Origin of the sequence: Pseudomonas sp. NFACC39-1 (genome assembly GCF_900110355.1) — a bacterium.
GTDB classification, from domain to species: Bacteria; Pseudomonadota; Gammaproteobacteria; order Pseudomonadales; family Pseudomonadaceae; genus Aquipseudomonas; species Aquipseudomonas tehranensis.
In genome coordinates, this window is the sequence record NZ_FODL01000004.1 from 167,399 (window position 1) to 188,403 (window position 21,005).

General features: G+C 60.1%; 22 protein-coding genes. 14 read left to right on the top strand and 8 right to left on the bottom strand.

From position 1 onward, the window contains the following. Positions 1-67: 67 nt before the first annotated feature. The gene (gene bglX / locus BMY45_RS10195; RefSeq protein ID WP_092397196.1) at positions 68-2,359 is read right to left on the bottom strand and encodes a beta-glucosidase BglX; all 2,292 of its coding nucleotides are present in this window, start codon (positions 2,357-2,359) and stop codon (positions 68-70) included. Between the two features lie 262 nt (positions 2,360-2,621). On the opposite strand from bglX, the gene BMY45_RS10200 reads away from it, so the two are divergent. The 6 genes from BMY45_RS10200 to BMY45_RS10225 all read left to right on the top strand — a co-directional run bounded on the left by BMY45_RS10200 (position 2,622) and on the right by BMY45_RS10225 (position 7,350). Continuing rightward, positions 2,622-3,230 carry a LemA family protein gene (locus BMY45_RS10200; RefSeq protein WP_092397197.1) on the top strand — a complete coding sequence of 203 codons (609 nt, stop codon included), beginning with the start codon at positions 2,622-2,624 and terminating at the stop codon, positions 3,228-3,230. A gap of 136 nt (positions 3,231-3,366) precedes the next feature. Beyond that, positions 3,367-4,113 (top strand): TPM domain-containing protein, encoded by a 747-nt coding sequence (locus BMY45_RS10205; RefSeq protein ID WP_092397199.1) that lies wholly within the window; start codon positions 3,367-3,369, stop codon positions 4,111-4,113. A gap of 28 nt (positions 4,114-4,141) precedes the next feature. Then, positions 4,142-4,759, top strand: coding sequence for a TPM domain-containing protein (locus BMY45_RS10210; RefSeq protein WP_092397201.1), 618 nt, complete (start codon positions 4,142-4,144; stop codon positions 4,757-4,759). Positions 4,760-4,906: 147 nt separating this feature from the next. Further along, positions 4,907-6,124, top strand: coding sequence for a class I SAM-dependent methyltransferase (locus BMY45_RS10215; protein WP_092397204.1), 1,218 nt, complete (start codon positions 4,907-4,909; stop codon positions 6,122-6,124). 231 nt (positions 6,125-6,355) lie between these two features. Beyond that, positions 6,356-6,937, top strand: coding sequence for a DJ-1/PfpI family protein (locus BMY45_RS10220; protein WP_092397206.1), 582 nt, complete (start codon positions 6,356-6,358; stop codon positions 6,935-6,937). Between the two features lie 68 nt (positions 6,938-7,005). Continuing rightward, positions 7,006-7,350 carry a YegP family protein gene (locus BMY45_RS10225; protein WP_092397208.1) on the top strand — a complete coding sequence of 115 codons (345 nt, stop codon included), beginning with the start codon at positions 7,006-7,008 and terminating at the stop codon, positions 7,348-7,350. A 134-nt stretch (positions 7,351-7,484) separates the two neighbouring features. On the opposite strand, the gene BMY45_RS10230 is transcribed toward BMY45_RS10225, so the two are convergent. Beyond that, positions 7,485-8,504 carry a DUF4917 family protein gene (locus tag BMY45_RS10230; protein ID WP_092397210.1) on the bottom strand — a complete coding sequence of 340 codons (1,020 nt, stop codon included), beginning with the start codon at positions 8,502-8,504 and terminating at the stop codon, positions 7,485-7,487. Positions 8,505-8,644: 140 nt separating this feature from the next. On the opposite strand from BMY45_RS10230, the gene yiaY reads away from it, so the two are divergent. Next, positions 8,645-9,793 carry an L-threonine dehydrogenase gene (yiaY, locus tag BMY45_RS10235; RefSeq protein WP_092397212.1) on the top strand — a complete coding sequence of 383 codons (1,149 nt, stop codon included), beginning with the start codon at positions 8,645-8,647 and terminating at the stop codon, positions 9,791-9,793. Here the strand turns inward: yiaY and BMY45_RS10240 are convergent. Continuing rightward, positions 9,790-10,953, bottom strand: coding sequence for an MFS transporter (locus BMY45_RS10240; protein WP_092397214.1), 1,164 nt, complete (start codon positions 10,951-10,953; stop codon positions 9,790-9,792). The two genes, yiaY and BMY45_RS10240, sit on opposite strands and share 4 nt — an antisense overlap. Positions 10,954-10,965: 12 nt before the next feature. Continuing rightward, positions 10,966-12,201, bottom strand: coding sequence for an aminotransferase class I/II-fold pyridoxal phosphate-dependent enzyme (locus BMY45_RS10245; RefSeq protein ID WP_092397216.1), 1,236 nt, complete (start codon positions 12,199-12,201; stop codon positions 10,966-10,968). Between the two features lie 263 nt (positions 12,202-12,464). On the opposite strand from BMY45_RS10245, the gene fos reads away from it, so the two are divergent. The 5 genes from fos (at position 12,465) to BMY45_RS10270 (ending at position 16,783) form a co-directional block, all read left to right on the top strand. Beyond that, positions 12,465-12,881 (top strand): fosfomycin resistance glutathione transferase, encoded by a 417-nt coding sequence (gene fos / locus BMY45_RS10250; protein ID WP_092397218.1) that lies wholly within the window; start codon positions 12,465-12,467, stop codon positions 12,879-12,881. A 58-nt stretch (positions 12,882-12,939) separates the two neighbouring features. Continuing rightward, positions 12,940-13,578 (top strand): LysE family translocator, encoded by a 639-nt coding sequence (locus BMY45_RS10255; protein WP_092397220.1) that lies wholly within the window; start codon positions 12,940-12,942, stop codon positions 13,576-13,578. 67 nt (positions 13,579-13,645) lie between these two features. Then, entirely contained in the window at positions 13,646-14,995 is a 1,350-nt protein-coding gene (locus BMY45_RS10260) for a sensor domain-containing protein (RefSeq protein WP_092397222.1), read from the top strand. Positions 14,996-15,284: 289 nt separating this feature from the next. Next, positions 15,285-15,797, top strand: a complete 513-nt coding sequence (locus tag BMY45_RS10265; protein WP_092397224.1) for a DUF4142 domain-containing protein — start codon at positions 15,285-15,287, stop codon at positions 15,795-15,797. A 77-nt stretch (positions 15,798-15,874) separates the two neighbouring features. Continuing rightward, the gene (locus BMY45_RS10270) at positions 15,875-16,783 is read left to right on the top strand and encodes an SDR family oxidoreductase (protein ID WP_092397226.1); all 909 of its coding nucleotides are present in this window, start codon (positions 15,875-15,877) and stop codon (positions 16,781-16,783) included. 43 nt (positions 16,784-16,826) lie between these two features. On the opposite strand, the gene BMY45_RS10275 is transcribed toward BMY45_RS10270, so the two are convergent. Then, positions 16,827-17,240 (bottom strand): low affinity iron permease family protein, encoded by a 414-nt coding sequence (locus tag BMY45_RS10275; protein WP_092397228.1) that lies wholly within the window; start codon positions 17,238-17,240, stop codon positions 16,827-16,829. Between the two features lie 166 nt (positions 17,241-17,406). On the opposite strand from BMY45_RS10275, the gene BMY45_RS28160 reads away from it, so the two are divergent. After that, positions 17,407-17,553, top strand: coding sequence for a hypothetical protein (locus tag BMY45_RS28160; RefSeq protein WP_177193336.1), 147 nt, complete (start codon positions 17,407-17,409; stop codon positions 17,551-17,553). 132 nt (positions 17,554-17,685) lie between these two features. Here BMY45_RS28160 and BMY45_RS10280 read toward each other — a convergent pair whose 3' ends face one another. Beyond that, complete coding sequence (locus BMY45_RS10280) at positions 17,686-18,096, bottom strand: type II toxin-antitoxin system HicB family antitoxin (protein WP_092397230.1); 411 nt, start codon at positions 18,094-18,096, stop codon at positions 17,686-17,688. 207 nt (positions 18,097-18,303) lie between these two features. Next, entirely contained in the window at positions 18,304-18,933 is a 630-nt protein-coding gene (locus BMY45_RS10285; protein ID WP_092397232.1) for a LysE family translocator, read from the bottom strand. A gap of 147 nt (positions 18,934-19,080) precedes the next feature. Here BMY45_RS10285 and BMY45_RS10290 point away from each other — a divergent pair, with 147 nt between their 5' ends. Then, positions 19,081-19,560, top strand: a complete 480-nt coding sequence (locus BMY45_RS10290; protein WP_092397234.1) for an Lrp/AsnC family transcriptional regulator — start codon at positions 19,081-19,083, stop codon at positions 19,558-19,560. A 224-nt stretch (positions 19,561-19,784) separates the two neighbouring features. On the opposite strand, the gene BMY45_RS10300 is transcribed toward BMY45_RS10290, so the two are convergent. Beyond that, the gene (locus BMY45_RS10300; protein ID WP_092397236.1) at positions 19,785-20,966 is read right to left on the bottom strand and encodes an MFS transporter; all 1,182 of its coding nucleotides are present in this window, start codon (positions 20,964-20,966) and stop codon (positions 19,785-19,787) included. Positions 20,967-21,005 lie beyond the last annotated feature (39 nt).

A 21,005-nucleotide genomic window follows, 5' to 3' on the forward strand; every position in this document is an offset into this window, starting at 1 on the left:
CTCCTACAGGTGATCACCTTTCCCTGTAGGAGCTGACGAGTGCAGCGAGGCTGCGATCTGTTGAGGGTTATAGCAACTCAAAACTCTGCTGTTTCACATCCTGGGAATCCAGGCCGATCTGTACGTTGAACTTGCCCGGTTCAGCGGCGTATTTGAGCTGGGCGTTGTAGAACTTCAGATCGTCTTCGGTGATGGTGAAGTGAATGACTTTCTTCTCGCCAGCCTTGAGCATCACCTTGCGGAAGTTCTTCAGCTCCTTCACCGGGCGGATGATCGAGCCCGTCACGTCCTGGATATAGAGTTGCACCACGGTTTCGCCGTCTCGTTCGCCGGTGTTTTCCAGGGTCACGCTGGCATCGAGCTTGCCGGTCTTGTTCAGCGTGGTGGACGACAGGGCCATGTCCGTCAGGCTGAATTCGGTGTAGCTCAGGCCGTAGCCGAACGGGTAGAGCGGGCCTGTGGTGTCATCGAAGTATTGCGAGGTGTAGTTGCCCGGCTTGCCCGGCGTGAACGGCCGGCCAACGCTCAGGTGGTTGTAGTAGGTTGGAATCTGTCCCACCGAGCGCGGGAAGGAGATCGGCAGTTTGCCCGACGGGTTGTAGTCGCCGAACAACACGTCGGCGATGGCATTGCCGCCTTCGGTGCCGCTGAACCAGGTTTCCAGGATCGCATCGGCCTGTTGCTTTTCATCCACCAGCGACAGCGGGCGGCCGTTCATCAGCACCAGCACCAGTGGTTTGCCGGTGGCCTTCAGCGCCTTGATCAGCTCGCGCTGGCTGGCGGGGATGCTCAGTTCCGTGCGGCTCGAGGATTCGTGGGACATGCCGCGGGACTCGCCCACGGCGGCCACCACGACATCGGCTTGCTGGGCGGCTTTAACGGCTTCGTCGATCAGAACCTGGGCAGGGCGTGGGTCATCGACCACTTCCGGGGCGTCGAAGTTGAGGAAGTTCAGGTAGTCGAGGACTTTCTTGTCGCCGGTGATGTTGGCGCCACGGGCGTAGATCAGCGTTGATTCTGCGCCCAGGGCGCGGGTCATGCCGTCGAACAAGGTCACTGATTGCGCCGGGCGACCGGCAGCGGCCCAACTGCCCATCATGTCGATCGGTGCCTTGGCCAGCGGGCCGACCAGAGCGATTTTTGCGCTCTTCTTCAGGGGCAGGGTCTGGTTGCGGTTTTCCAGCAGGACCAGGCTGCGGCGGGCCACGTCACGGGCATCGGCACGGTGCAGGCGGCTTTCGGCGTAGGTGTCGGCCGGGTCGTCCTCGGCCTTGCCGATGCGCAGGTACGGATCCTTGAACAGGCCCATGTCGTATTTGGCGGCGAGGACTTCGCGCACCGCATTGTCGATGTCGCTCTGCTCGATTTCCCCGGCCTTGAGCAGCCCAGGCAGCTCCTTGCCGTACAGCGAGTCGTTCATGCTCATGTCGATGCCGGCCTTGATCGCCAGCTTCGCCGCTTCGCGACCGTCGCGGGCCACGCCATGTTTGATCAGTTCGAAGATGGCGCCGTGGTCACTCACCGCCAGGCCCTTGAACCCCCATTCCTTGCGCAGCAGATCGTGCATCAGCCAGGTGTTGGCGGTGGCGGGCACGCCGTTGATGGAGTTCAGCGCGACCATCACCCCGCCGGCACCCGCATCGATGGCGGCACGGTAGGGGGGCAGGTAGTCCTGGTACATTTTCACCGGGCTCATGTCCACGATGTTGTAGTCCCGGCCACCTTCCACCGCGCCGTACAGGGCGAAGTGCTTGACGCTGGCCATGATGCTGTCGGCCGCGTTAGCGCCACTGCCCTGGAAGGCTTTGACCATCACCCCGGCGATGCGCGACACCAGGTAGGTGTCCTCGCCAAAGCCTTCGGAGGTCCGGCCCCAGCGTGGGTCGCGGGAAATATCCACCATCGGCGCGAAGGTGATGTCCAGGCTGTCGGCCGCCGCCTCCTTGGCAGCGACGCGGCCGGAGCGGTAGATGGCGTCCATGTCCCAGCTCGAGGCCAGGGCCAGGGGGATCGGGAAAATGGTACGGTGGCCGTGGATCACGTCATAGGCGAAGAACATCGGGATCTTCAGCCGGCTGCGCATGGCCGCGTCCTGCATCGGGCGGTTTTCCGCACGGGTGATGGAGTTGAACGTACCGCCGATGTTGCCGGCGGCGATTTCCTTGCGGATCATCTCCCGAGGCATCTCGGGGCCGATGCTGATCAGGCGCAATTGGCCGATCTTTTCCTCGAGGGTCATCTGCTTCATCAGGTGGCTGATGAAGGCATCCTTGTTTTCCATCGGGGTTGGCAGGTTGTCGGCTACTACGGATTGACTGGCCAGTGTGACAAAAAGGCCCAGCAAACACAGCTTCTTCATGAATGGTTTCTCGCAAGCCTAAGGGCGGTCATCAGTACACGCCGTCAGCAAAATGTGAGGAGCGGCTATTGTTGTTCGAGTATTGTCTGACTTAAGAGCAGCACTGTTTTCGAACGCACGCGGATGAACTTAGTTTCGTGCAGGGCATCTTTTAGCCCACCGACCCTGATTCAATCCCGTGGCGGCGGCAGATTATGCCCCAGTCACCGGAGAGATAGGTGACTGTGTTTTTTCAATGGAATGTAGAGGGGAGCTTCAACCGATGAATCTACGACTCAATCACCTTCGCCACCTGCAAATGCTGGCGCTGATGCTATTCACCACGCTGCTGGCCGGTTGCGGCATCAACAACATTCCAACCCTGGACGAACAGGCCAAGGCTGCCTGGGGCCAGGTGCAGAACCAGTACCAGCGCCGAGCCGACCTGATCCCCAACCTGGTGGAGACCGTCAAGGGCTATGCGCAGCACGAACAGGAAACCCTGACGGCGGTGGTCGAGGCGCGGGCCAAGGCCACGTCCATCCAGGTCGATGCCGGTACGCTGGACAACCCGGAACAACTCAAACAGTTCCAACAGGCCCAGGATCAGTTGAGTGGTGCGTTGAGCCGGCTGATGGTGGTGGTCGAGCGTTATCCGGACCTCAAGGCCAACCAGAATTTCCTGGCCTTGCAATCACAACTTGAAGGCACCGAGAACCGCATCGCCGTGGCTCGTCGCGACTTCATCCTCGCGGTGCAGCAATACAACACCGAAATCCGCACCTTCCCCGGCCGCCTATGGCACAGCGTGTTGTACAGCGATCTGCCGATCCGCGAAACCTTCGAAGCCACCAGCCCCAACGCTGAAAAAGCCCCTGAAGTGAAGTTCTGAAAAAACTGTGGGAGCGAGCCTGTGGGAGCAAAGCTTGCTCGCGATGAACGATAACGCGGTCATTAGAAAGACCGAGGTGCCTTCATCGCGAGCAAGCTCAGCTCCCACACCAGCTCGCTCCCACACAGGAGTTACGATGCGAGTGTTGAAATTTGGCCTGGTGCTGTTGCTCTGGGTCTTTGCCATCACAGCCCAGGCCGAGCTGAGTTTTCCGGCGCTGACTGGGCGGGTGGTGGACACTGCCCAGATGCTTGAGCCTTCGGTGCGCACGCAACTGGATGCACAGCTCAAGGCCCATGAACAGGCCACCGGTGAACAGGTGGTCGTGGTCACGCTGGCGGACCTGCAAGGCACCAGCATTGAAGACTTCGGTTATCAACTGGGGCGTCACTGGGGTATCGGGCAGAAGGATAAAAACAACGGCGCGCTGCTGATCGTGGCCCGGGATGACCGTAAACTGCGGATCGAAGTGGGCTACGGACTGGAAGACCGCCTGACCGACGCCCAGAGTTCGGTGATCATCAACCAGGTGATCACCCCGGCGTTCAAGGCCGGCAACTTCAGCAAAGGTATCAGCGACGGCGTAGCGGCGATGTTGAGGGTGCTGGGCGGCAATGCGCTGGATGAGCCGGCTGCGGCGTACGGTGCCGATGGCCAGGAGGCGGGCGATTTCGTCGGGCGCCACCCGGGGTTGTTCGTGTTGTTGGTGCTGCTGTTCATCGTAACGGTGTTCGTGTGCCAGATGCTCGGTATCCTGCCGGCCGGACGCAGTGGTTCCGGGGGCGGCTATGGCGGTGGCGGCGGTGGTTTTGGCGGCGGTGGCGGTGGCTTCAGCGGCGGTGGGGGCAGTTTCGGGGGCGGCGGTTCGTCGGGCGGCTGGTGACAATAATAATGAGCAGGCACTTTTAACCATGGCATTACTGACTGAACACGAACAACGCAAGGTCGCCGAGGCCATCGCCCAGGTGGAGCGCGACACCGACGCCGAGCTGGTCACCGTGCTCGCCGCCCGCGCCGACGACTATGCCTACATCCCGCTGCTGTGGGCCAGCCTGCTGGCCTTGGTGGTGCCCGGCATGGTGCATTACCTCACGGGCTGGCTGAACATGCACAGTCTGCTGCTGGTGCAATGGGGCCTGTTTATCGTGCTGTGCCTGGCGTTTCGCATTCCTGCAATCACCACTCACCTGATCCCCCGTACCGTGCGCCACTGGCGGGCCTCCAATCTGGCGCGTCGGCAATTTCTCGAGCAGAACCTGCACCACACCGTCGGCGGCACAGGCATGTTGATTTTCGTTTGCGAAGCCGAGCGGTACGTGGAAATCCTGGTGGACGAAGGCATTTCCAAATGTCTCGATAACAAGCACTGGGAAGCCATTGTCGCCGCCTTCACCCAGCAGGTCCGCCAGGGCCAGACGTTGCAGGGCTTTGTCACCTGCATCGAGGCCTGCGGCCAATTGCTCAAGGAGCATGTGCCGGTGACTCACGCGCGCAATGAGCTGCCGAATCGGTTGGTGGTGCTGGGCTGAAAAATGGCTGCCAGCACAAGCCTGTGGGAGCAAAGCTTGCTCCCATAGGGGCTACTGCTCGCCACACGAACTTTTCCGTGCCCTCGCTGCCCATCCCCCCTAAAATAACCGCCATTCCCGATCCGCCGCCCCGAGGCCGCTTTTTCCATGTCAGTTACCGCTACCCCCGCCCGTCCTGCGCCGGATCACCATGCCCAGTTCATCGAGCTGCTGCAAAGCAGCCTTGAGCAGAACGCCTTCATCAAACTGGTGCTGGCCAAGTACGTCGGTGAGGAAGCGGACCTGCAGCGGCTGATCATCAAGCAGTTGACGGTCAAGGATCAGCCCTGCCTGTCCTTCGTTTACCGCTACAAAACCCGCGACATCACCAAGAATTTCCCGCTGGCCGAAGGCGTGACGACCATCGCCGCGCTGTTGCCGGTGTCGTTCAAGAACGCGCATCTGCTGGCTGTTACCGACGAAGCGCAGCTGGAATACAGCAAGAAGGGCAAGAGTTCGCTGTTCAAGAGCAAACCCCAGCAACTGCGAGAAGTGCCATCGGCCGAGCACAATCGCGAGAAAAACCGCTTTCTGGACCTGAACCGCCCGTTCCTGGCGGATCTGGGCGTGACCAACCACAAGCACGAACTGATCCCGGCGATGTCGCGCAAGTGGAAGCAGATCAACAAATTCATCGAAGTCTTCAGCCATGCGCTGACATCGTCGCCGCTGGCCCTGGATCAACCGGTGCGGGTGTCAGATTTCGGCTCGGGCAAGGGCTACCTGACGTTCGCCATCCATGATTACCTGCGCAACACCTTGCAGGCTGAAGGGATCGTGACCGGCGTCGAACTGCGAGAGGACATGGTCAAGCTGTGCAACGAAGCTGCCGCGCGGCTGGAGCACCCGGGGCTGAGCTTCCAACACGGCGATGTGCGCAGCGTGGCGCCGGCTGCGGTGGATGTAATGATTGCCTTGCATGCCTGTGATATCGCCACCGATTACGCGATCCACATGGGCATTCGCTCGGGCGCTTCGATCATCATGTGCTCGCCGTGCTGCCACAAGCAGATCCGCTTGCAAATCCAGAGTCCGGCGTTGCTCAAGCCGATGCTGCAATATGGCCTGCACCTGGGCCAGCAGGCAGAAATGGTCACTGACAGCCTGCGGGCGCTGTTTCTGGAGGCATGTGGTTACGAAACCAAGGTGTTCGAGTTCATTTCCCTGGACCACACCAACAAGAACAAGATGATCCTGGCGGTCAAACGCGCCGAACCGGTGGACCCGGCCGAGCTGCTGGCGAAGATCCAGGAACTCAAGGCGTTCTACCACATCACCGAGCACTGCCTCGAAACCCTGCTGCGCGCTGACGGTTATCTCGCCTGAGCATCTGGCACATTACCCTGTGGGAGCGAGCCTGCTCGCGATTGAACGATGACGCGGTGTACCTGAAAAATCGCGCCGCCTGAATCGCGAGCAGGCTCGCTCCCACACGTTGCATGCAGCATCCAGCGATGTGCAGCCCGTCAGGTAATCAGCGCTTATCCCTCATCTAGCGACGTACCGGACTACCTTTAATGCGTTCACTACCTACGCATTCCTCAAGGAGTCCTCCCCATGGCCGCAAAGAAAATCCTGATGCTGGTTGGCGATTACGTCGAAGACTATGAAGTGATGGTGCCATTTCAGGCCTTGCAGATGATCGGTCACACCGTTCATGCCGTGTGCCCGGACAAAACCGCCGGGCAGACCGTGCGCACGGCGATCCACGACTTCGAGGGCGACCAGACCTATAGCGAAAAACCGGGGCATTTGTTCGCGCTCAATCATGATTTCGTCAGTGTCGAGGCCGCTGATTACGATGCATTGCTGGTGCCGGGCGGACGTGCGCCGGAATATCTGCGCCTGAATGAGAAAGTCCTGCAACTGGTGCGTGACTTTGACCAGGCGGGCAAGCCGATTGCGGCGGTATGCCACGGTGCGCAATTGCTGGCAGCGGCGGGCATCCTGGAAGGGCGCGAATGCAGCGCTTATCCCGCCTGCGCTCCGGAGGTGCGTCTGGCCGGAGGGACCTTTATCGAGTGCGCGGTCACCGAAGGCCACGTTCAAGGCAATCTGGCGACCGCCCCGGCCTGGCCGGCGCACCCGAACTGGCTGGCGGGGTTCCTGACGCTGCTGGGCACGGCCATCACCTTGTAAGGCACTGGCAGAACAAGCGCAGCGGGTCTTTACTCTTGGGGATGCCTCAACCGCCCAGGAGAAAGAACATGTCCGGATGGTACGAAGTCAGCAAAAGCAGCAACGGCCAGTTTAAGTTTGTGCTCAAGGCGGCCAACGCCGAAACGATTTTGACCAGCGAGCTGTATACGACCCGCAGCGGTGCCGACGGTGGCATCGCTTCGGTGCAGAAGAACAGCCCACTGGCCGAACGTTATGAACTCAAGAGCACCAAGGACGGCCACCCTTACTTCAACCTCAAGGCTGGCAATCACGAAGTGATCGGCAGCAGCGAAAGCTATTCCTCTGACGCCGCCCGGGACAAGGGCATTGCCAGCGTCATGTCCAACGGACCGACCACGGTGATCAAGGACAAGACGCTGACGGCGCTTTGACCGCATCGCCAGGCTCGCCCTTGTGGGAGCGAGCCTGCTCGCGATGACGGCTACACGGCCGGCAAACTCTTCAGACCGCTTCGCAGCCGAGCGGGAGCAAGCTCCCTCGCCACGGTCCTGCGCTGACTGGGAGGCTAAACCTCCACCGGCACCGACAGCTTCGGGTTGCCCAGCGGATGAGTCTTGGCATCGAAGAACCGCAGTTCAACCGCCAACCCCTGGAACACCTTGGCGTAATGGCGCTTCTGGTGCTGGATGAACGCCTGGCTGCGGGGGTAGATCGAGATTGCCACGGTTTTCGGCGCGGCCTGGCGCAGGGCATGGACGATGTGACTGTCCTGGTCACCCAAGGCATGGCCGAACAGGCACAGGTTGTCGCGGTGGTGCAGCAACTGGTCGTAGCAGAACGATAGGTAATCGGAGCTGCGGATGGTCTTGAGCTTGTCCTGGCTCGGGCCTTCGTTGACGAACAGCGGCACGTCGTCAAGGGTCTTGATCGTATTGTTGATGGCGAAACTACCCAGCAGCGTGCCTTCGGTGGCGGTCAGTTTGCGTGCCGTGCCGTCCTGGTTGCGCACCAGGTGCAGGCCACCGTGCAGGTACAACAGACGGGGTTTGTCCGTGCCGGCCTGGCTCAGATCAAAGCTGTGATCGTTGCCCAGGAACAGGTCGGTGACGGTCTCGGGCGCATGCTGGATCGCCCAGTAGTTGAGCAGATCGTAGTTGGTGGTGAACACCGTGCGATAGCGGCCCAGCTCCTGATTCAGCGTCGCCAGGGTCGCAGGTTCCACCAGTCGCCACGGGATATGCACTGCGTGCACGGTGTTGATCAGTGCTTCCTTGATTGCGTAGTAGCGGTTGCGCGGTGCCGCGGAGCTCACGGCCAGGGCCTTGTTGACCCGGCTGGTGGTTTTCAGCGCGCCGAGTACCTGTTCGAAACTGCGGGTCTGCATCGCGTCGAACACACTCATTTCCGACGGGCTCAAGGGTTTTTCTTCGACGGTGCGAGCGTTTTCGAACAGCGAGTCGTAGCCGAAATCGTCCCAAACGGCGCGGCTGGCGCCGTTACCCAGCAGCAAGCCACTGAAAGCGGTGCTGGCGCGCAAGGCATCCCAGTCTTCGAGCTGGGCGTCGTATTGCTGGAAGTCGGTCATTGCGAAAGTTATCTCAAAACGTGGTTAAGGCAGGGCGCGACTTTATCACGACCCAGTCTTGAGCCAGATCAAGATGCGCCGTGACCAGTCGGTCATTCTGGTAGCCCTGCCAATCCCGACCTCTTCCAGGAGCATCTCCCATGAGCAGCACTTTTTTCATTCCCGCCGTGAACGTCATGGGGCTGGGTTGCCTCGACGAGGCCATGACCGCCATCCGCAACTACGGCTTTCACAAGGCCCTGATCGTCACTGACGCAGGGTTGGCCAAGGCCGGCGTCGCCAGCAAGGTGGCCGAACTGCTGGCGCTGCAGGACATCGATTCGGTGATTTTCGACGGTGCCAAGCCCAATCCCAGCATCGCCAATGTCGAGCGCGGGCTGGGGTTGTTGAAGGAGAGCCAGTGCGATTTCGTGGTGTCGCTGGGTGGCGGTTCGCCCCACGATTGCGCCAAGGGCATCGCCTTGTGCGCCACCAACGGCGGGGAAATCCGTGACTACGAGGGCGTTGACCGCTCGAGTAAACCGCAGTTGCCACTGATCGCCATCAACACCACGGCAGGTACGGCCAGCGAAATGACTCGTTTTTGCATCATCACTGACGAGACTCGCCACGTGAAAATGGCCATTGTCGACCGCAACGTGACGCCGCTCATGTCGGTCAACGATCCGGCATTGATGGTGGCGATGCCCAAAGGGCTGACGGCCGCCACCGGCATGGATGCGTTGACTCATGCGATCGAAGCGTACGTATCCACGGCTGCCAATCCGATCACCGATGCCTGTGCGCTGAAAGCGGTCACTTTGATCAGTAATAATCTGCGTCAGGCCGTGGGCGACGGTAACGATCTGACGGCACGGGAGAACATGGCCTACGCGCAGTTTCTCGCGGGGATGGCGTTCAATAATGCCTCGTTGGGTTTCGTGCATGCCATGGCCCATCAACTGGGCGGTTTTTATGACTTGCCCCACGGCGTGTGCAATGCAGTGCTGTTGCCCCATGTGCAAAGTTTCAACGCCTCGGTATGCGCCGCTCGGCTGACCGACGTAGCCAATGCCATGGGTGCCGATACGCACGGTCTCAGCCCGGAGGAAGGCGCGCGGGTCGCCATTGCAGCGATCCGCAGCCTGGCCCGGGACGTAGACATTCCGGCCGGCCTGCGTGATTTGGGCGTGCGCCTCAACGACGTGCCGGTACTGGCCGCCAACGCATTGAAGGACGCTTGTGGCCTGACCAACCCGCGGGCAGGGGATCAACGGCAGATCGAGGAGATTTTCCGCAGCGCCTTTTAAGCGACCCGTGCTGGCATAAACCGCCCGCACAGCAGCGCCGCCACGGCCAACAGCGTGCACAACGCCGCCAGCGGCCAGGCCTGTTGGCTCAACAACAGGCTGGCCGTGGCGCCGATGAGTGAGGCCATCAACTGATGCAGAAAACCGCTCAGCGCCATGGCATAAGCGCCGGCCACCGGTGAACCCTCGTTGGCCAGGGACAGGCTGATGGGGTAATTCAACGATTGACCGAATACCGCGAAGCAGTACGGCAGCCAGAACAGCAGCGCGACACTGCTCAGCGCGACGCTCCCCAGCAGCATGGTCGCACTGCCGCCCAGCACCAGCGCAAGGCCCCAGCTCATCAATCGTCGTTGGCCGGTGCGTAGCACCAAGGCGTTGACCGCCAGCGCGCCGAATAGGTACGCCGCGCTGATCGGCCAGCCCAGCAGGCCGTACTCAATCGCTGACCAATGAAAGCTTTCCTGCAGGATCAGTGGCGCGGCGGTGTTGAACGCGACAATCACGCCGTAACCCAGGCCGCCGGCCAAGGCTGGCAATAAAAACCCTCGGGATCTGAGTATCCTGCCGTACACGCGCCACGCCGATTGCCCGTTGCTGCCTTCTGTCAGCACTGCAAACCCGACCCGGGACACTGCGACCGCCATGGCCAGGCTGACCGCACCCAACCCGTAGAAGATCGCTTCCCAGCCGAAGGCAACCTGGATCAAAGAGCCCAGATATTGACCGATGCCAAGGGCAATCACGAAGGCTATAGAGATCCATGACAGGGCCTTGGCCAGCAGATCGCCGCTGAAACTGTCACGGATCAATACCCTGGCCATCACCGAGATACCGCTGGCACCGATGCCCTGAATCAACCTGAGCGTCAGAAACGCCTCCACTGTTGTACCCAGCGGTAGGGCCAGGTTGCTCAGGCCGTACAGCCCCAATGCCGCCAGCAATACCGGTTTGCGTCCCAGACGCTGGCTCACGCTGCCCCACAGCAACATCGGCAGCGCCATGCCGATCAGGTAAACCGACAAGCCCCAGGAAACCCGGGACGCATCGGCCCCCAGATCCCGAGCAATGTCGGGCAGGGCCGGCAAGTAGATGCTCATGCCCAGTTGTGCCAGGAAGACGGTGGTGCAGGTGATGATCAGGGTCGTACGGTTCTTCATCAAGGCGCTCGTTCAAGGACGGATGTCACGCCCGTGTGCCTGCAGCAGATCGGTGATCCGTTCGCAGAACGAGCGAATCACGTCCGTCTCCATGTCGGCGCGCAGGGTGATGCGGATTGCGGCCTTGTTTTGCGGCACTACGGGGAAAAAAACCGCTGAAGTGAAATACCCCAGGTCGGCCAGTTCGACTGCTAGGCGGTTGGCCAGGGCTGCCTCACCGCAGGTCACCAGGCGGATCGCCATGGCATTGCCGAGCTGCTCGGTGCGGATAAGGCTGTCGAAGAGGCGGATATTAGCCTGCAAACGCTCCTGCAAGGCGCTGAATTCTCGACTGCGGTGCAGACGGATCGAGGCCATGCCGGCGCCAATGGCCGCCGCGTTCAGGCTTTGGGACCAATTGCTTGGCCCGCCATAGCGCTGCACCAGTGTTTTGTGCCGTTCACTGCCAAACATCGCCAGGCCGCCACTGGCCCCGAATGATTTGGCCAGCGAGGCGACAATCAGCGTGCGCTCGTCCACGGCGTGGAAGCGTGAACGGACCAGGCCCGTTCCGCATTGCCCTATGGCCGACAGCGCGTGGGAGTCATCCAGATAGAGAAACAGGCCATAGCGCTGTTTGAGGTACAGCAGGCTGTCCATATCGGTCACCCCACCCATGCTGTAGGCTCCATCGGCCACATACGCCACGTTGCGCTGGCGTTTGCACACGTCTTCGAGAAAGTCCATGTCGTTGTGCGGGCCGGTGATGACCTGGGTTTCATCGGCGCAGGCGGCCTTGAGGTGGTTCATCGAGTAATGGGCATGTTTGTCAAACACCATGACAGGCGGCCGATTGTCAGTGAACGCGCCGCTGGCCAGCAACGGCAGGATCCCGGCGCTCGCTGCGCTGCATGACAGGGCACTGAGGCAACTGGCGCCAAACAACTCCGACAATTGGGTTTCGTATCGGTCCAGGATCGCCAGCTTGCAGCGGTTTTTCGAGTTGGCGACGCGCAAGGTGCCGGTTTCCCACAGGGCCGTCATGGCCCCGTCCAGCAACGCGGGATGGTGGTCCAGACCCAGGTAGGACGTGGTGCAGAAGTGGTGAAAGGTTCGGCCGTACTGGTCGACCAGGACGTTGGGTGTCTTGACCTCGACATTCAGCCCTGAGATTTTTCCGACTTCGGCGCTCCGCCAATCCTGGTCCGCCAGGGAAATGACTTTACGGTAGTTGGTGTAGCGATGGGTCGGCTGTGCTGTCTGGCTCATGGTGCGATTACATTCCTTGGTTGAGTGGTGCTGTCCGTGGGGGCTGTTTCTGTGTGTTTCCAGACTTTACAGATCATGATGCGGGGCTTTGAATCGGCCGTTTCCGGCGTGTTTGAGTGTTACCGGAGACTTCTGTGTAGGATCTTGCCTAAGGGGTTGGGCGGGGAATCCATTTGCGCTGTCGGAGCTGGGCAACGACATGCTTTCACCCTTGAACCCACGGCACCTGACTCATCCGTTTCTTTTCCAAAGGTTGCTCGTCGATGCTCTCAGGTTTCAATCATCTGACACTGGCTGTCACCGAGCTGGACCCCAGTGTGGTTTTTTATAGCGAGCTCTTGCAGCTTCGTCTTGAGGCCCGGTGGGACACAGGGGCCTATTTGTCGCTGCCCGGATTATGGTTGTGCCTGTCTGTTGACCCGTTGCGCAAGAAGACGCCTGCGGCGGACTACACCCATTACGCATTCAGTATCGGTGCCCAGGACTTTCCGGTGCTGGTGGCGCGGCTCAAGGCGGCCCAGGTGATGTCATGGCGCGACAACCGCAGCGAAGGTGACTCGTTTTACTTTCTCGACCCGGACGGGCACAAACTCGAAATCCATGTGGGAGATCTGCCTTCCCGGCTACAGGCCTGTCGACAGGCGCCTTATGCCGGCATGGAGTTTTTTCCGGCTTCGTGATCCTTCGTGCAGAGCCAGATAAACTGCACCACGCCGATATCCGACAGGACCGCCCGTCATGACCCCCTCGCTGCTGTTCACTATCCTTGCCAGCGGCTTCATCTATGGCATCACGCCAGGGCCTGGAGTGCTGGCGGTGTTCGGCATTGGCGCCGCACGAGGGCGGCGGGCCGGGGCTGGGTTTCTCTGCGGGCACCTTTTGGGAGATGTGATCTGGTGTGGCACCGCGCTGGTAGCGATTGTCGGTGCACGGGAAATAGGCAGCGTAGCGTTCGATGTATTGGGCGTGATCAGCGGGCTTTATCTGTTCTGGTTGGGCCTGCGGGCCGTTCGTGCCCGCGCGGGCAGCGCCGGTGCGCCACAAGGCCCGGCGCGTCAGCCATTCTGGCACGGTGTGATATTCGGCCTGACCAATCCCAAGGCCTACCCGGTGGCGGTGGCGACCTTCACGGCTTTGCTGTCCAGCCGTGCCGAGCTGCTGCACTGGTCGATGTTGCCTTGGCTGATCGCACTCAGTTTTCTGGGCGGCCTGATCGCTTACGCTATCCTCATTGGTATTGTGGGTGCGAGTCAGGTCCGCGTGCTGTATCAGCGTCACGAACTGACAATCACCCGGTTGTGTGGCGTGATGTTCATTGGTTTTGCCATCAACGCCTTGTGGCATGCAGTGCCAGGCTTGTTGGCCAGCAAGGCGTAAGGCTGACGTATCGGCTGCGCACGTAAGGCTTTCTTCAACGTTGCATTAACGGAAGATCACCAGCCCCATGGACACTCGCAATTCCGCGCCGCTGGCCAGCTACATTGATCTTTTGATGGACGCCGTGTGCGCCGTCGACGGTCAGGGGCGTTTTGTGTTTGTCAGCGCCGCTTGTGAGCGCATTTTTGGTTACACCCCGCAGGAATTGATCGGTCAGCCGATGATCGACCTGGTGCACCCTGCCGACCGCCAGCGCACTCTTGAAGCGGCGCGGGAGATCATGGACGGCGAGCCCAAGCTCAATTTCGAGAACCGCTATCTGCGCAAGGACGGGCGGGTGGTACATATTTTGTGGTCGGCGCGCTGGTCGCCGGCGGACGGGTTGCGGATCGCCGTGGCCCGGGACATCACCGAGCGCAAGCAGGCCGAGTCCCGGCAAGCAGCGTTGTATGCGATTTCCGAGGCCGCCCATGCCGCAGCGGACTTGCTGGCGTTGTTCAAGCGCATTCACCTGATCATTGGCGAATGGCTGCCAGCGCTGAACTTTTCGGTGGCGCTGTATGACGAGCAGTGCGAGCAGTTGACCTTTGCCTATCACGTCGATGACCTGGAGCGACAGCCCGATGTGCCGGGCTCGGTCACCAAGCGCCTGTGCGCCGAAGTGATTCGCAGTGGCCAGCCGATCCTACTGACGCCCGGTTGCGGTCAGTTGCCATTGGGGTTTGGTGACCTGGTGGCGCAACCGAACGCCCCCTGCTGGCTGGGCGTGCCACTGATCTCGCAGAGCGGTACGATCGGTGCGTTGATCGTCAAGAGCGCGCAAGACAACCAGCGCTACACCGAGCAAGACAAGGAGTTGCTGCAATACGTCTGTGCGCAGCTCACCATCGCCATTGAGCGTCAGCAATTGCACGCCCGGTTGCAGCGCATGGCTCAGTACGATCAGTTGACCCAGATACCCAACCGCGAATTGCTGCGCGAACGCTTCAAGGCCGCACTGGCCACCGCCCGGGCGGCCTCTGGGCGCATGGCGCTGCTGTATATCGACCTGGATCGCTTCAAGCAGATCAACGACACCTACGGCCACGCAGTGGGCGACATGTTATTGCAGGCAGTGGCCAGCCGGCTCCAGGGCTGTGTGCGCGACACCGATACCGTGGCGCGCATTGGCGGCGATGAGTTCGTCGTCCTGCTCCATAGTGTCCAGACTTTGGAAGATGCCCACCGTGTGCAAGAAAAGATCCGTCATGCACTGAGCCAGCCGCTGCGCCTGGACGGGCACTGCCTGAGCATCGAACCGAGCATCGGCGTGGCCTGTTTCCCCGAACATGGCAGCGAAGATGTTGCGCTGTTCCGCCACGCTGACGAGGCGATGTACGCCGCCAAACGCCAGAATCACCAAACGTTCGGTATTTGACTGCGCGCCGCCGTTCGTCGTGCCGCAGGACGTTTTTTCAAACCTTTCAGTCCCCGATCCTTTCGAATGTCCTGAGAGCCCCGCTCGCCGGAAACATTGCCCCCGATCGAACGAAGGCGCCTGGAGCGGGTCGCAGATGTGGGAGAACCACCACCATGACCCTCGATATGCGCCTGTCGAAAGCCGACATCGGCTGCAATCGGGAAGGCATCTTGTTAAAGCGTCACAGGTGGTTCTGATTCAGTGGTGGGAAGACCCGCCGCAATTTCTATCAGAGGAGGGCGTGACCATGAGCCGGATGGCCACCTTATTACGCACCACCAGTCTCGTCGTGCTGATGGGCCTGGGGGCTAGCAGTGCTTGGGCACAATCGCCTGCCGAATTTATCAATGATGCTTCGGCCAAAGGCATGGCTGACATTGAGGCCAGCCGTATGGCCCACGGCAAAGCCGAGTCCAGGGAAGTCAAGGATTACACCATCATGGTGATCAATGACCGCACCACCGCCAACCAGCATCTGGCCAAAATCGCGAAAAAGCTCGACCTGCCTGTCCCACCACCGGAAGAAGTGGCTGACAAGGCCAAGAGCCTGATACCGCCCGTACCGCAAGTGCCCGAAGGCGAGTCGTTCGATGCTGCCTATGCCGCCAGCCAGGTCAAGGCCACCGAGGAAGCCATCGCGCAGATCGAGGAGCAGGCCAAGACCACCGAGGTGCCGGAAATCAAGGCGTTCGCCGACGAAACCCTGCCTAAGTTGCAGACCCATCTCGAAATGGCCAGGGCGCTCCAGGCCAGTCGCTGATTCGCCGCACTTTTTAATATTCCGGGCCAGGGCGCTTGCGTCCCGGCTCACTTTGCCCGCCGAAAAGGAGAAGTTCGATGTCTACACGCCGAGAACCCAACCAATACGCGATGCAGAACCCCTTGACTCAATATCCCCGTCCGCCGTTTCCCGACCAGCCGCAGTCGCCACCGGGTATCGATCAGGATATGGTGCCCAAGCCCGATCACGGTGAAAAAAGTTACCAGGGGTTCGGGCGCCTGGAAGGGCGCAAGGCTTTGGTGACCGGTGGCGACTCGGGCATCGGTCGCGCCGCCGCCATTGCTTACGCCCGGGAAGGCGCAGATGTGGCGATCAACTATCTGCCCAGCGAGGAGCGCGACGCCCGGCAAGTCATTGAGCTGATTGAGGCCGAAGGGCGCAAGGCGATTGCAATCCCGGGCGACCTGAAGGATGAAAAATTCTGCGTCCAACTGGTGAGAAGCGCCCATGAGCAACTGGGCGGCCTGGATATTCTGGTGAATGTCGCGGGTAAACAGGAAGCGCAGAAGGACATTGCCGATATCACCACCGCGCAATTTGATGACACCATGAAAACCAACATCTATGCGATGTTCTGGATCTGTAAGACCGCGGTGCCGCTGATGCCGGCGGGGGCGACGGTGATCAATACGGCGTCGATCCAATCCTACGATCCGTCTGCCACGTTGCTGGACTACGCCACCACCAAAGCGGCCATCGTCGCATTCACCAAGGCGCTGGCGGGGCAGGTGATCAGTAAGGGCATACGGGTCAATGCTGTGGCGCCGGGCCCGATCTGGACCGTGCTGCAACCCAGCGGCGGACAGCCCCAGGAGAAAATTCCCACCTTCGGTTCTCAGGTTCCAATGAAGCGCCCCGGCCAACCGGCCGAATGTGCACCGCTTTATGTGCTGCTGGCGTCACAGGAATCGAGCTACATCACCGGGGAAGTGTTTGGCGTGACGGGCGGTAATCCGCTGCCTTGATGCTAAGCCGCGCGAGTGGGCAATCCCCACTCGCGCCGTCTGCTCAGCATTGATTCAGATCGATCTTGTTTTTTTGCTCCAGGCCTTGTTCGGCGCCAAGGTTTTTGGCTTCCTGCTCACCCATCGCCTGGTAGTGTTTTCGCATCGCTTCCAGTTGCTTGAGGTCCAGGGACTCCAGGCCGAGCATCGCGTTGTGTGCATGCTTGGTCGCCCGTATCAGCTCGTCCACCTTCAGATGCAAGATGTCGGTATCACGGTTCTGTGTGTTCTGAATCAGGAACACCATCAGGAATGTGATGATCGTGGTCGAGGTGTTGATGATCAGTTGCCAGGTATCGTTGAACTGGAAAAGCGGCCCGCTGGCGGCCCAGAGCACCAACAACACCAGCGCCCCCAAAAATGTCTTGGGGCTACCCGCCCACAGGGCCAGTTTTTGTGCGATTTTTGCGAAATTCATTGCTGCGTTTCCTTCTGGGATGCACCTGTCTGGTGTGACAGCAACGAAGCGATGAAAATTCTACCGACATGGGCGGCGCGGCCTTAAGTTCATTGACCCGCAAGGTCGTCGCAACCATTTGCCGTATCCGGAGGTCACTGCTTAAAGCCCTCAATCGGAGTACACCATGAATCTTGCGCGCACCTTTTGCTTGACCTGTTGCCTGTTCGCTCTGCAAGGCTGCTTTGACAACTCGGACAACGAGACCAAGGACAACACCGATGGCACCAAGTCGTCGGTGCAGATGCAGGAGTCCGGTTCGGAGAAAAAATAACCGGCCTGTTGCAAAGAGCTGGATGTGTGAGCGAGCCTGCTCGCGATGGCGTCGGATCAGCGGGATTGATGTTGCTGACAGGGTGCTATCGCGAGCAGGCTCGCTCCCACAGGGTGTGGGGCAGGCCTGCTTTCAACGTCCTTGCTGTAACACCTTCAGCGCCGCCGATGCGAGAAAACCGGAGCGGCTTTTTTCTTCAGGATGGTGCAGCACGTAATCGTCGATACGGTTCAGCAGATAGCCGGGTAAGGTGATGTTGAGCTTCTGCGCCTTACCCAGATATTTGGTCACATCAATATCCACCAGCGCCCAGGTGCAGCCTGCGTATTTCGCATTGGCCGCATGCAAGGTGACTGTATTGGCCGATGGAATCGGCGAGCCGTCCTCCGCCAGAATCTCGAAGTGCCCCTCAATAGCCTCGCGGGCCATCGCCATGGCATCGTCCAGGTCATCGCCAGCAGAAAAACAACCGGGAATATCCGGTACTTCAACGCCCCAAGCGTGCTTCTCATCGCCCATGGAAATTGCAATCGGGTAAAGCATGTCAATCGTTCTCCGGGAGTGCATCACCTCCGTGTGGTGTGCTTGGTGGGTACTATACCCACCTTGCTCTGATGATCAACGCTTTAACCACCGAGTGTAAGCAAGCGCTGTCATCGCAACCCAGTCTAGAAGCCGCGTCATACAAGGGCGTCGGTTAGGCGGGTTGGGGTTATTTCTGGATGTGAAGCACAACGAAATGCATCCGCACTACGACTGCTGCACAAACGTCAGCCGCACAGCAAACCCAATCAAAAGACTCCCAAACAACCACTGCTGCATACGCTGGGCCGAAGGAGAGCGCTGGAGCCAGCGACCGAGCGCCACGCCCACCAGCGCATAGGCGCTGTCAAACAGCAAGCCGACGCTGACCAACACCACGCCGAGGGTTGCAAACTGCCCAAGCACTGGCCCGCCCTGTGGGTCGATGAACTGCGGCAACAACACCGAGCAAAACAGCAGCGCTTTGGGATTGAGCAGGTTGGTCAACAATCCGCGTCGAATCGACTGGTGCCACTGTCGGCTTCCTGCCTCAACGCCGGCCCCTTCAAAGCTTGGCAACAACGAAGTGCGCAGGCATTGAAAACCAATCCATAGCAAGTACGCGGCACCGGCCAGGCGCACCACGTCAAAGGTCCAGGGCGCGGTCTTGAACAACGCCGAAAGCCCCAACGCTGCCAGCGCGACATGACACCCCCGAGCGATCCCCAGACCCACGGCTGTCGCCAGCGCCGCGCCTTTACCCTGACGAGCGCCGGTTTGCAGCAGCAGGATCATGTCCGGGCCGGGCAACAGGTACACCACCACTAACGCCATCAAAAACAACCAGAGCTCTGCCACACCACACCTCCTGCATATCGACGATTTCGGTAGTGTCAGTCTAGGGTTGAGGGGCAGGGCAGGTGGTTGCGAAGTCAGCTTCTAACACCGCTTAAATTGGCATAACCTGCTACATATTCACTTGGATCAATCGGAAAATGCCAACTCATGAAACTGGATGCCTTCGACCGCAAAATCCTCGCCGCGCTGCAACGCGACGGCCGCCTCAGCAACGTGCAACTGGCCGAAGAAATCGGCCTGTCCGCCTCACCGTGCCTGCGCCGCGTGCGGATGTTGGAAGAGGCCGGCGTGATTCGCGGCTACCAGGCCGTCCTCGATCGCGACGAAGTGGGCCTGGGGCTGACAATCTTTGTCGGCGTCAAGGTTGAACGGCACAACGACGAACAGGCCGAAGCGTTTCGCCAAGCGGTCACGGCGTTGCCGGAGGTGATTTCGGCGTTTCTGGTGTCAGGCGAATCGGACTTTCTGTTGCAAGTGGTGGTGCCCGACTTGCGGGCCTACGACCGTTTTCTCACTGGGCGACTGCTGAAGTTGCCGGGGGTGAGTGACATCCGGAGTAATTTTGCGATTCATACGGTGAAGACGCCGGGGGCGCTGCCGTTGGGGCATCTGCCGGGGGGTGGCTGATATTTTCGGGTTAGCCCGCCAGCACTGACCGCAACCTTGCAAGCGGGCCAGTGGCTGCCGGTCATGAAGGGCCGTAGTCGGCCCAGACCGGTCATCACTCAGGATCTGTCGGCGTTCCCGCGGCTGTACGACGACAGCTGTTCAACATTGCCCAATGTCCAAAGACTGATGTTGACGCGGGTGATGAAGCGAGTGGTTGAGGATCGGCCGTTGTAGTTCGGCGTTCAGGCACCCACGGCTTCGACAGGCGTTTGCCCACGGGCGAAGCGCGTCGCCGAGGTCTGCAGCAACAGCACGACCGACAGGGTCACCAGCAGGAACGGCAGCAGCCAGGCGTTCTCGATGATCGCCAACTGCAGACTGAGAATCAGCAGCAGCATCGGCGTTGCCAGGGCATTTGCCTTGCTCACGTACAGTCCGACGGCCGCTTCGCTGTAGCGGCAGGCAATCGCGACACGGATATGCACACGAGCACCGCCAAAGGCCATGCCCAGAATTAACAGGCTCAGCGCTTTGAGAAACAGCGTATCCGGCATCACCCACCACATCGTGGTGGAAATCACCGACAGCGCAGTCAGCGCCGACAGGTAAACCAGCAGGTTACGGCCGGTGTTGGCGATGATGACCAGCACGCCGATCAGCGCCATGCCCAAGCCGAACACGGCATCAAGGACACCCAGTTCAAAAAGCGTCCATCCGTGATTCGATACGTACACGGGCAGCATGAAATTGAACGCGCCTAGAATCGGCCAGATCAGCACCATCGGCACAAACAGGGTCATCGGCAGTCTGGCGGAAGCCGCCACTTCGAGCTTCTCGCGAACATCCATGGGCAGGCCGTTGCGCGTGTAGCAAATACCCGCAACCAGCAAGAAACCGGTGCTCAGTACAAGGGAAAAACCGATACCGGTCAGAATCGGCATCAAACCCGCTGCCAACAACGGACCGATCATCAGGGCCGCCTGACTGGTGGCCGTGGTCGCGCCACTGATCCGCCGTACTTTGGTTTCATCCATGCCCCGTTGCAGCTGGGTAAACCACATGTCCAGGCTGGCTTCGAGCGACATGATCATCAGCCACACAAACAGGTTGGTGATCAGTAAGCCGAGGGTAAAGTTTCGCGAGAACCCGGATATCAGCGCCAGGCCCGTCAGGCACAGTACGAACAGGCTGCTCATCTGGCGTCCGGTCATGTGGCGCGACAGGCGCTTGATCATCATCGGGGTGATGAACGCCGGTATGAACGAGCAGAAAATCGCCAGGGCCAACGGCAGGTAGTCGCCATCGTTCTGTTTGAGAATGGTCCAGGTCAACGAGACCAGCAGTGCGCCGGAAAACAGGCGGTAGACCGTCGAGCAGAACAGGAAAATGGCCAACTCTTTTGCGGTGCTTGGGTGTTCACTCATGTCGTCGATCCTTGCCCTTGAGTAGGTGCGATTCGTTGA

Coding starts and splice junctions, on each gene's coding strand:
- bglX (WP_092397196.1), bottom strand. CDS start 2,359: ATGAAGAAGCTGTGTTTGCTGGGCCTTTTTGTCACACTGGCCAGTCAA.
- BMY45_RS10200 (WP_092397197.1), top strand. CDS start 2,622: ATGAATCTACGACTCAATCACCTTCGCCACCTGCAAATGCTGGCGCTG.
- BMY45_RS10205 (WP_092397199.1), top strand. CDS start 3,367: ATGCGAGTGTTGAAATTTGGCCTGGTGCTGTTGCTCTGGGTCTTTGCC.
- BMY45_RS10210 (WP_092397201.1), top strand. CDS start 4,142: ATGGCATTACTGACTGAACACGAACAACGCAAGGTCGCCGAGGCCATC.
- BMY45_RS10215 (WP_092397204.1), top strand. CDS start 4,907: ATGTCAGTTACCGCTACCCCCGCCCGTCCTGCGCCGGATCACCATGCC.
- BMY45_RS10220 (WP_092397206.1), top strand. CDS start 6,356: ATGGCCGCAAAGAAAATCCTGATGCTGGTTGGCGATTACGTCGAAGAC.
- BMY45_RS10225 (WP_092397208.1), top strand. CDS start 7,006: ATGTCCGGATGGTACGAAGTCAGCAAAAGCAGCAACGGCCAGTTTAAG.
- BMY45_RS10230 (WP_092397210.1), bottom strand. CDS start 8,504: ATGACCGACTTCCAGCAATACGACGCCCAGCTCGAAGACTGGGATGCC.
- yiaY (WP_092397212.1), top strand. CDS start 8,645: ATGAGCAGCACTTTTTTCATTCCCGCCGTGAACGTCATGGGGCTGGGT.
- BMY45_RS10240 (WP_092397214.1), bottom strand. CDS start 10,953: ATGAAGAACCGTACGACCCTGATCATCACCTGCACCACCGTCTTCCTG.
- BMY45_RS10245 (WP_092397216.1), bottom strand. CDS start 12,201: ATGAGCCAGACAGCACAGCCGACCCATCGCTACACCAACTACCGTAAA.
- fos (WP_092397218.1), top strand. CDS start 12,465: ATGCTCTCAGGTTTCAATCATCTGACACTGGCTGTCACCGAGCTGGAC.
- BMY45_RS10255 (WP_092397220.1), top strand. CDS start 12,940: ATGACCCCCTCGCTGCTGTTCACTATCCTTGCCAGCGGCTTCATCTAT.
- BMY45_RS10260 (WP_092397222.1), top strand. CDS start 13,646: ATGGACACTCGCAATTCCGCGCCGCTGGCCAGCTACATTGATCTTTTG.
- BMY45_RS10265 (WP_092397224.1), top strand. CDS start 15,285: ATGAGCCGGATGGCCACCTTATTACGCACCACCAGTCTCGTCGTGCTG.
- BMY45_RS10270 (WP_092397226.1), top strand. CDS start 15,875: ATGTCTACACGCCGAGAACCCAACCAATACGCGATGCAGAACCCCTTG.
- BMY45_RS10275 (WP_092397228.1), bottom strand. CDS start 17,240: ATGAATTTCGCAAAAATCGCACAAAAACTGGCCCTGTGGGCGGGTAGC.
- BMY45_RS28160 (WP_177193336.1), top strand. CDS start 17,407: ATGAATCTTGCGCGCACCTTTTGCTTGACCTGTTGCCTGTTCGCTCTG.
- BMY45_RS10280 (WP_092397230.1), bottom strand. CDS start 18,096: ATGCTTTACCCGATTGCAATTTCCATGGGCGATGAGAAGCACGCTTGG.
- BMY45_RS10290 (WP_092397234.1), top strand. CDS start 19,081: ATGAAACTGGATGCCTTCGACCGCAAAATCCTCGCCGCGCTGCAACGC.
- BMY45_RS10300 (WP_092397236.1), bottom strand. CDS start 20,966: ATGAGTGAACACCCAAGCACCGCAAAAGAGTTGGCCATTTTCCTGTTC.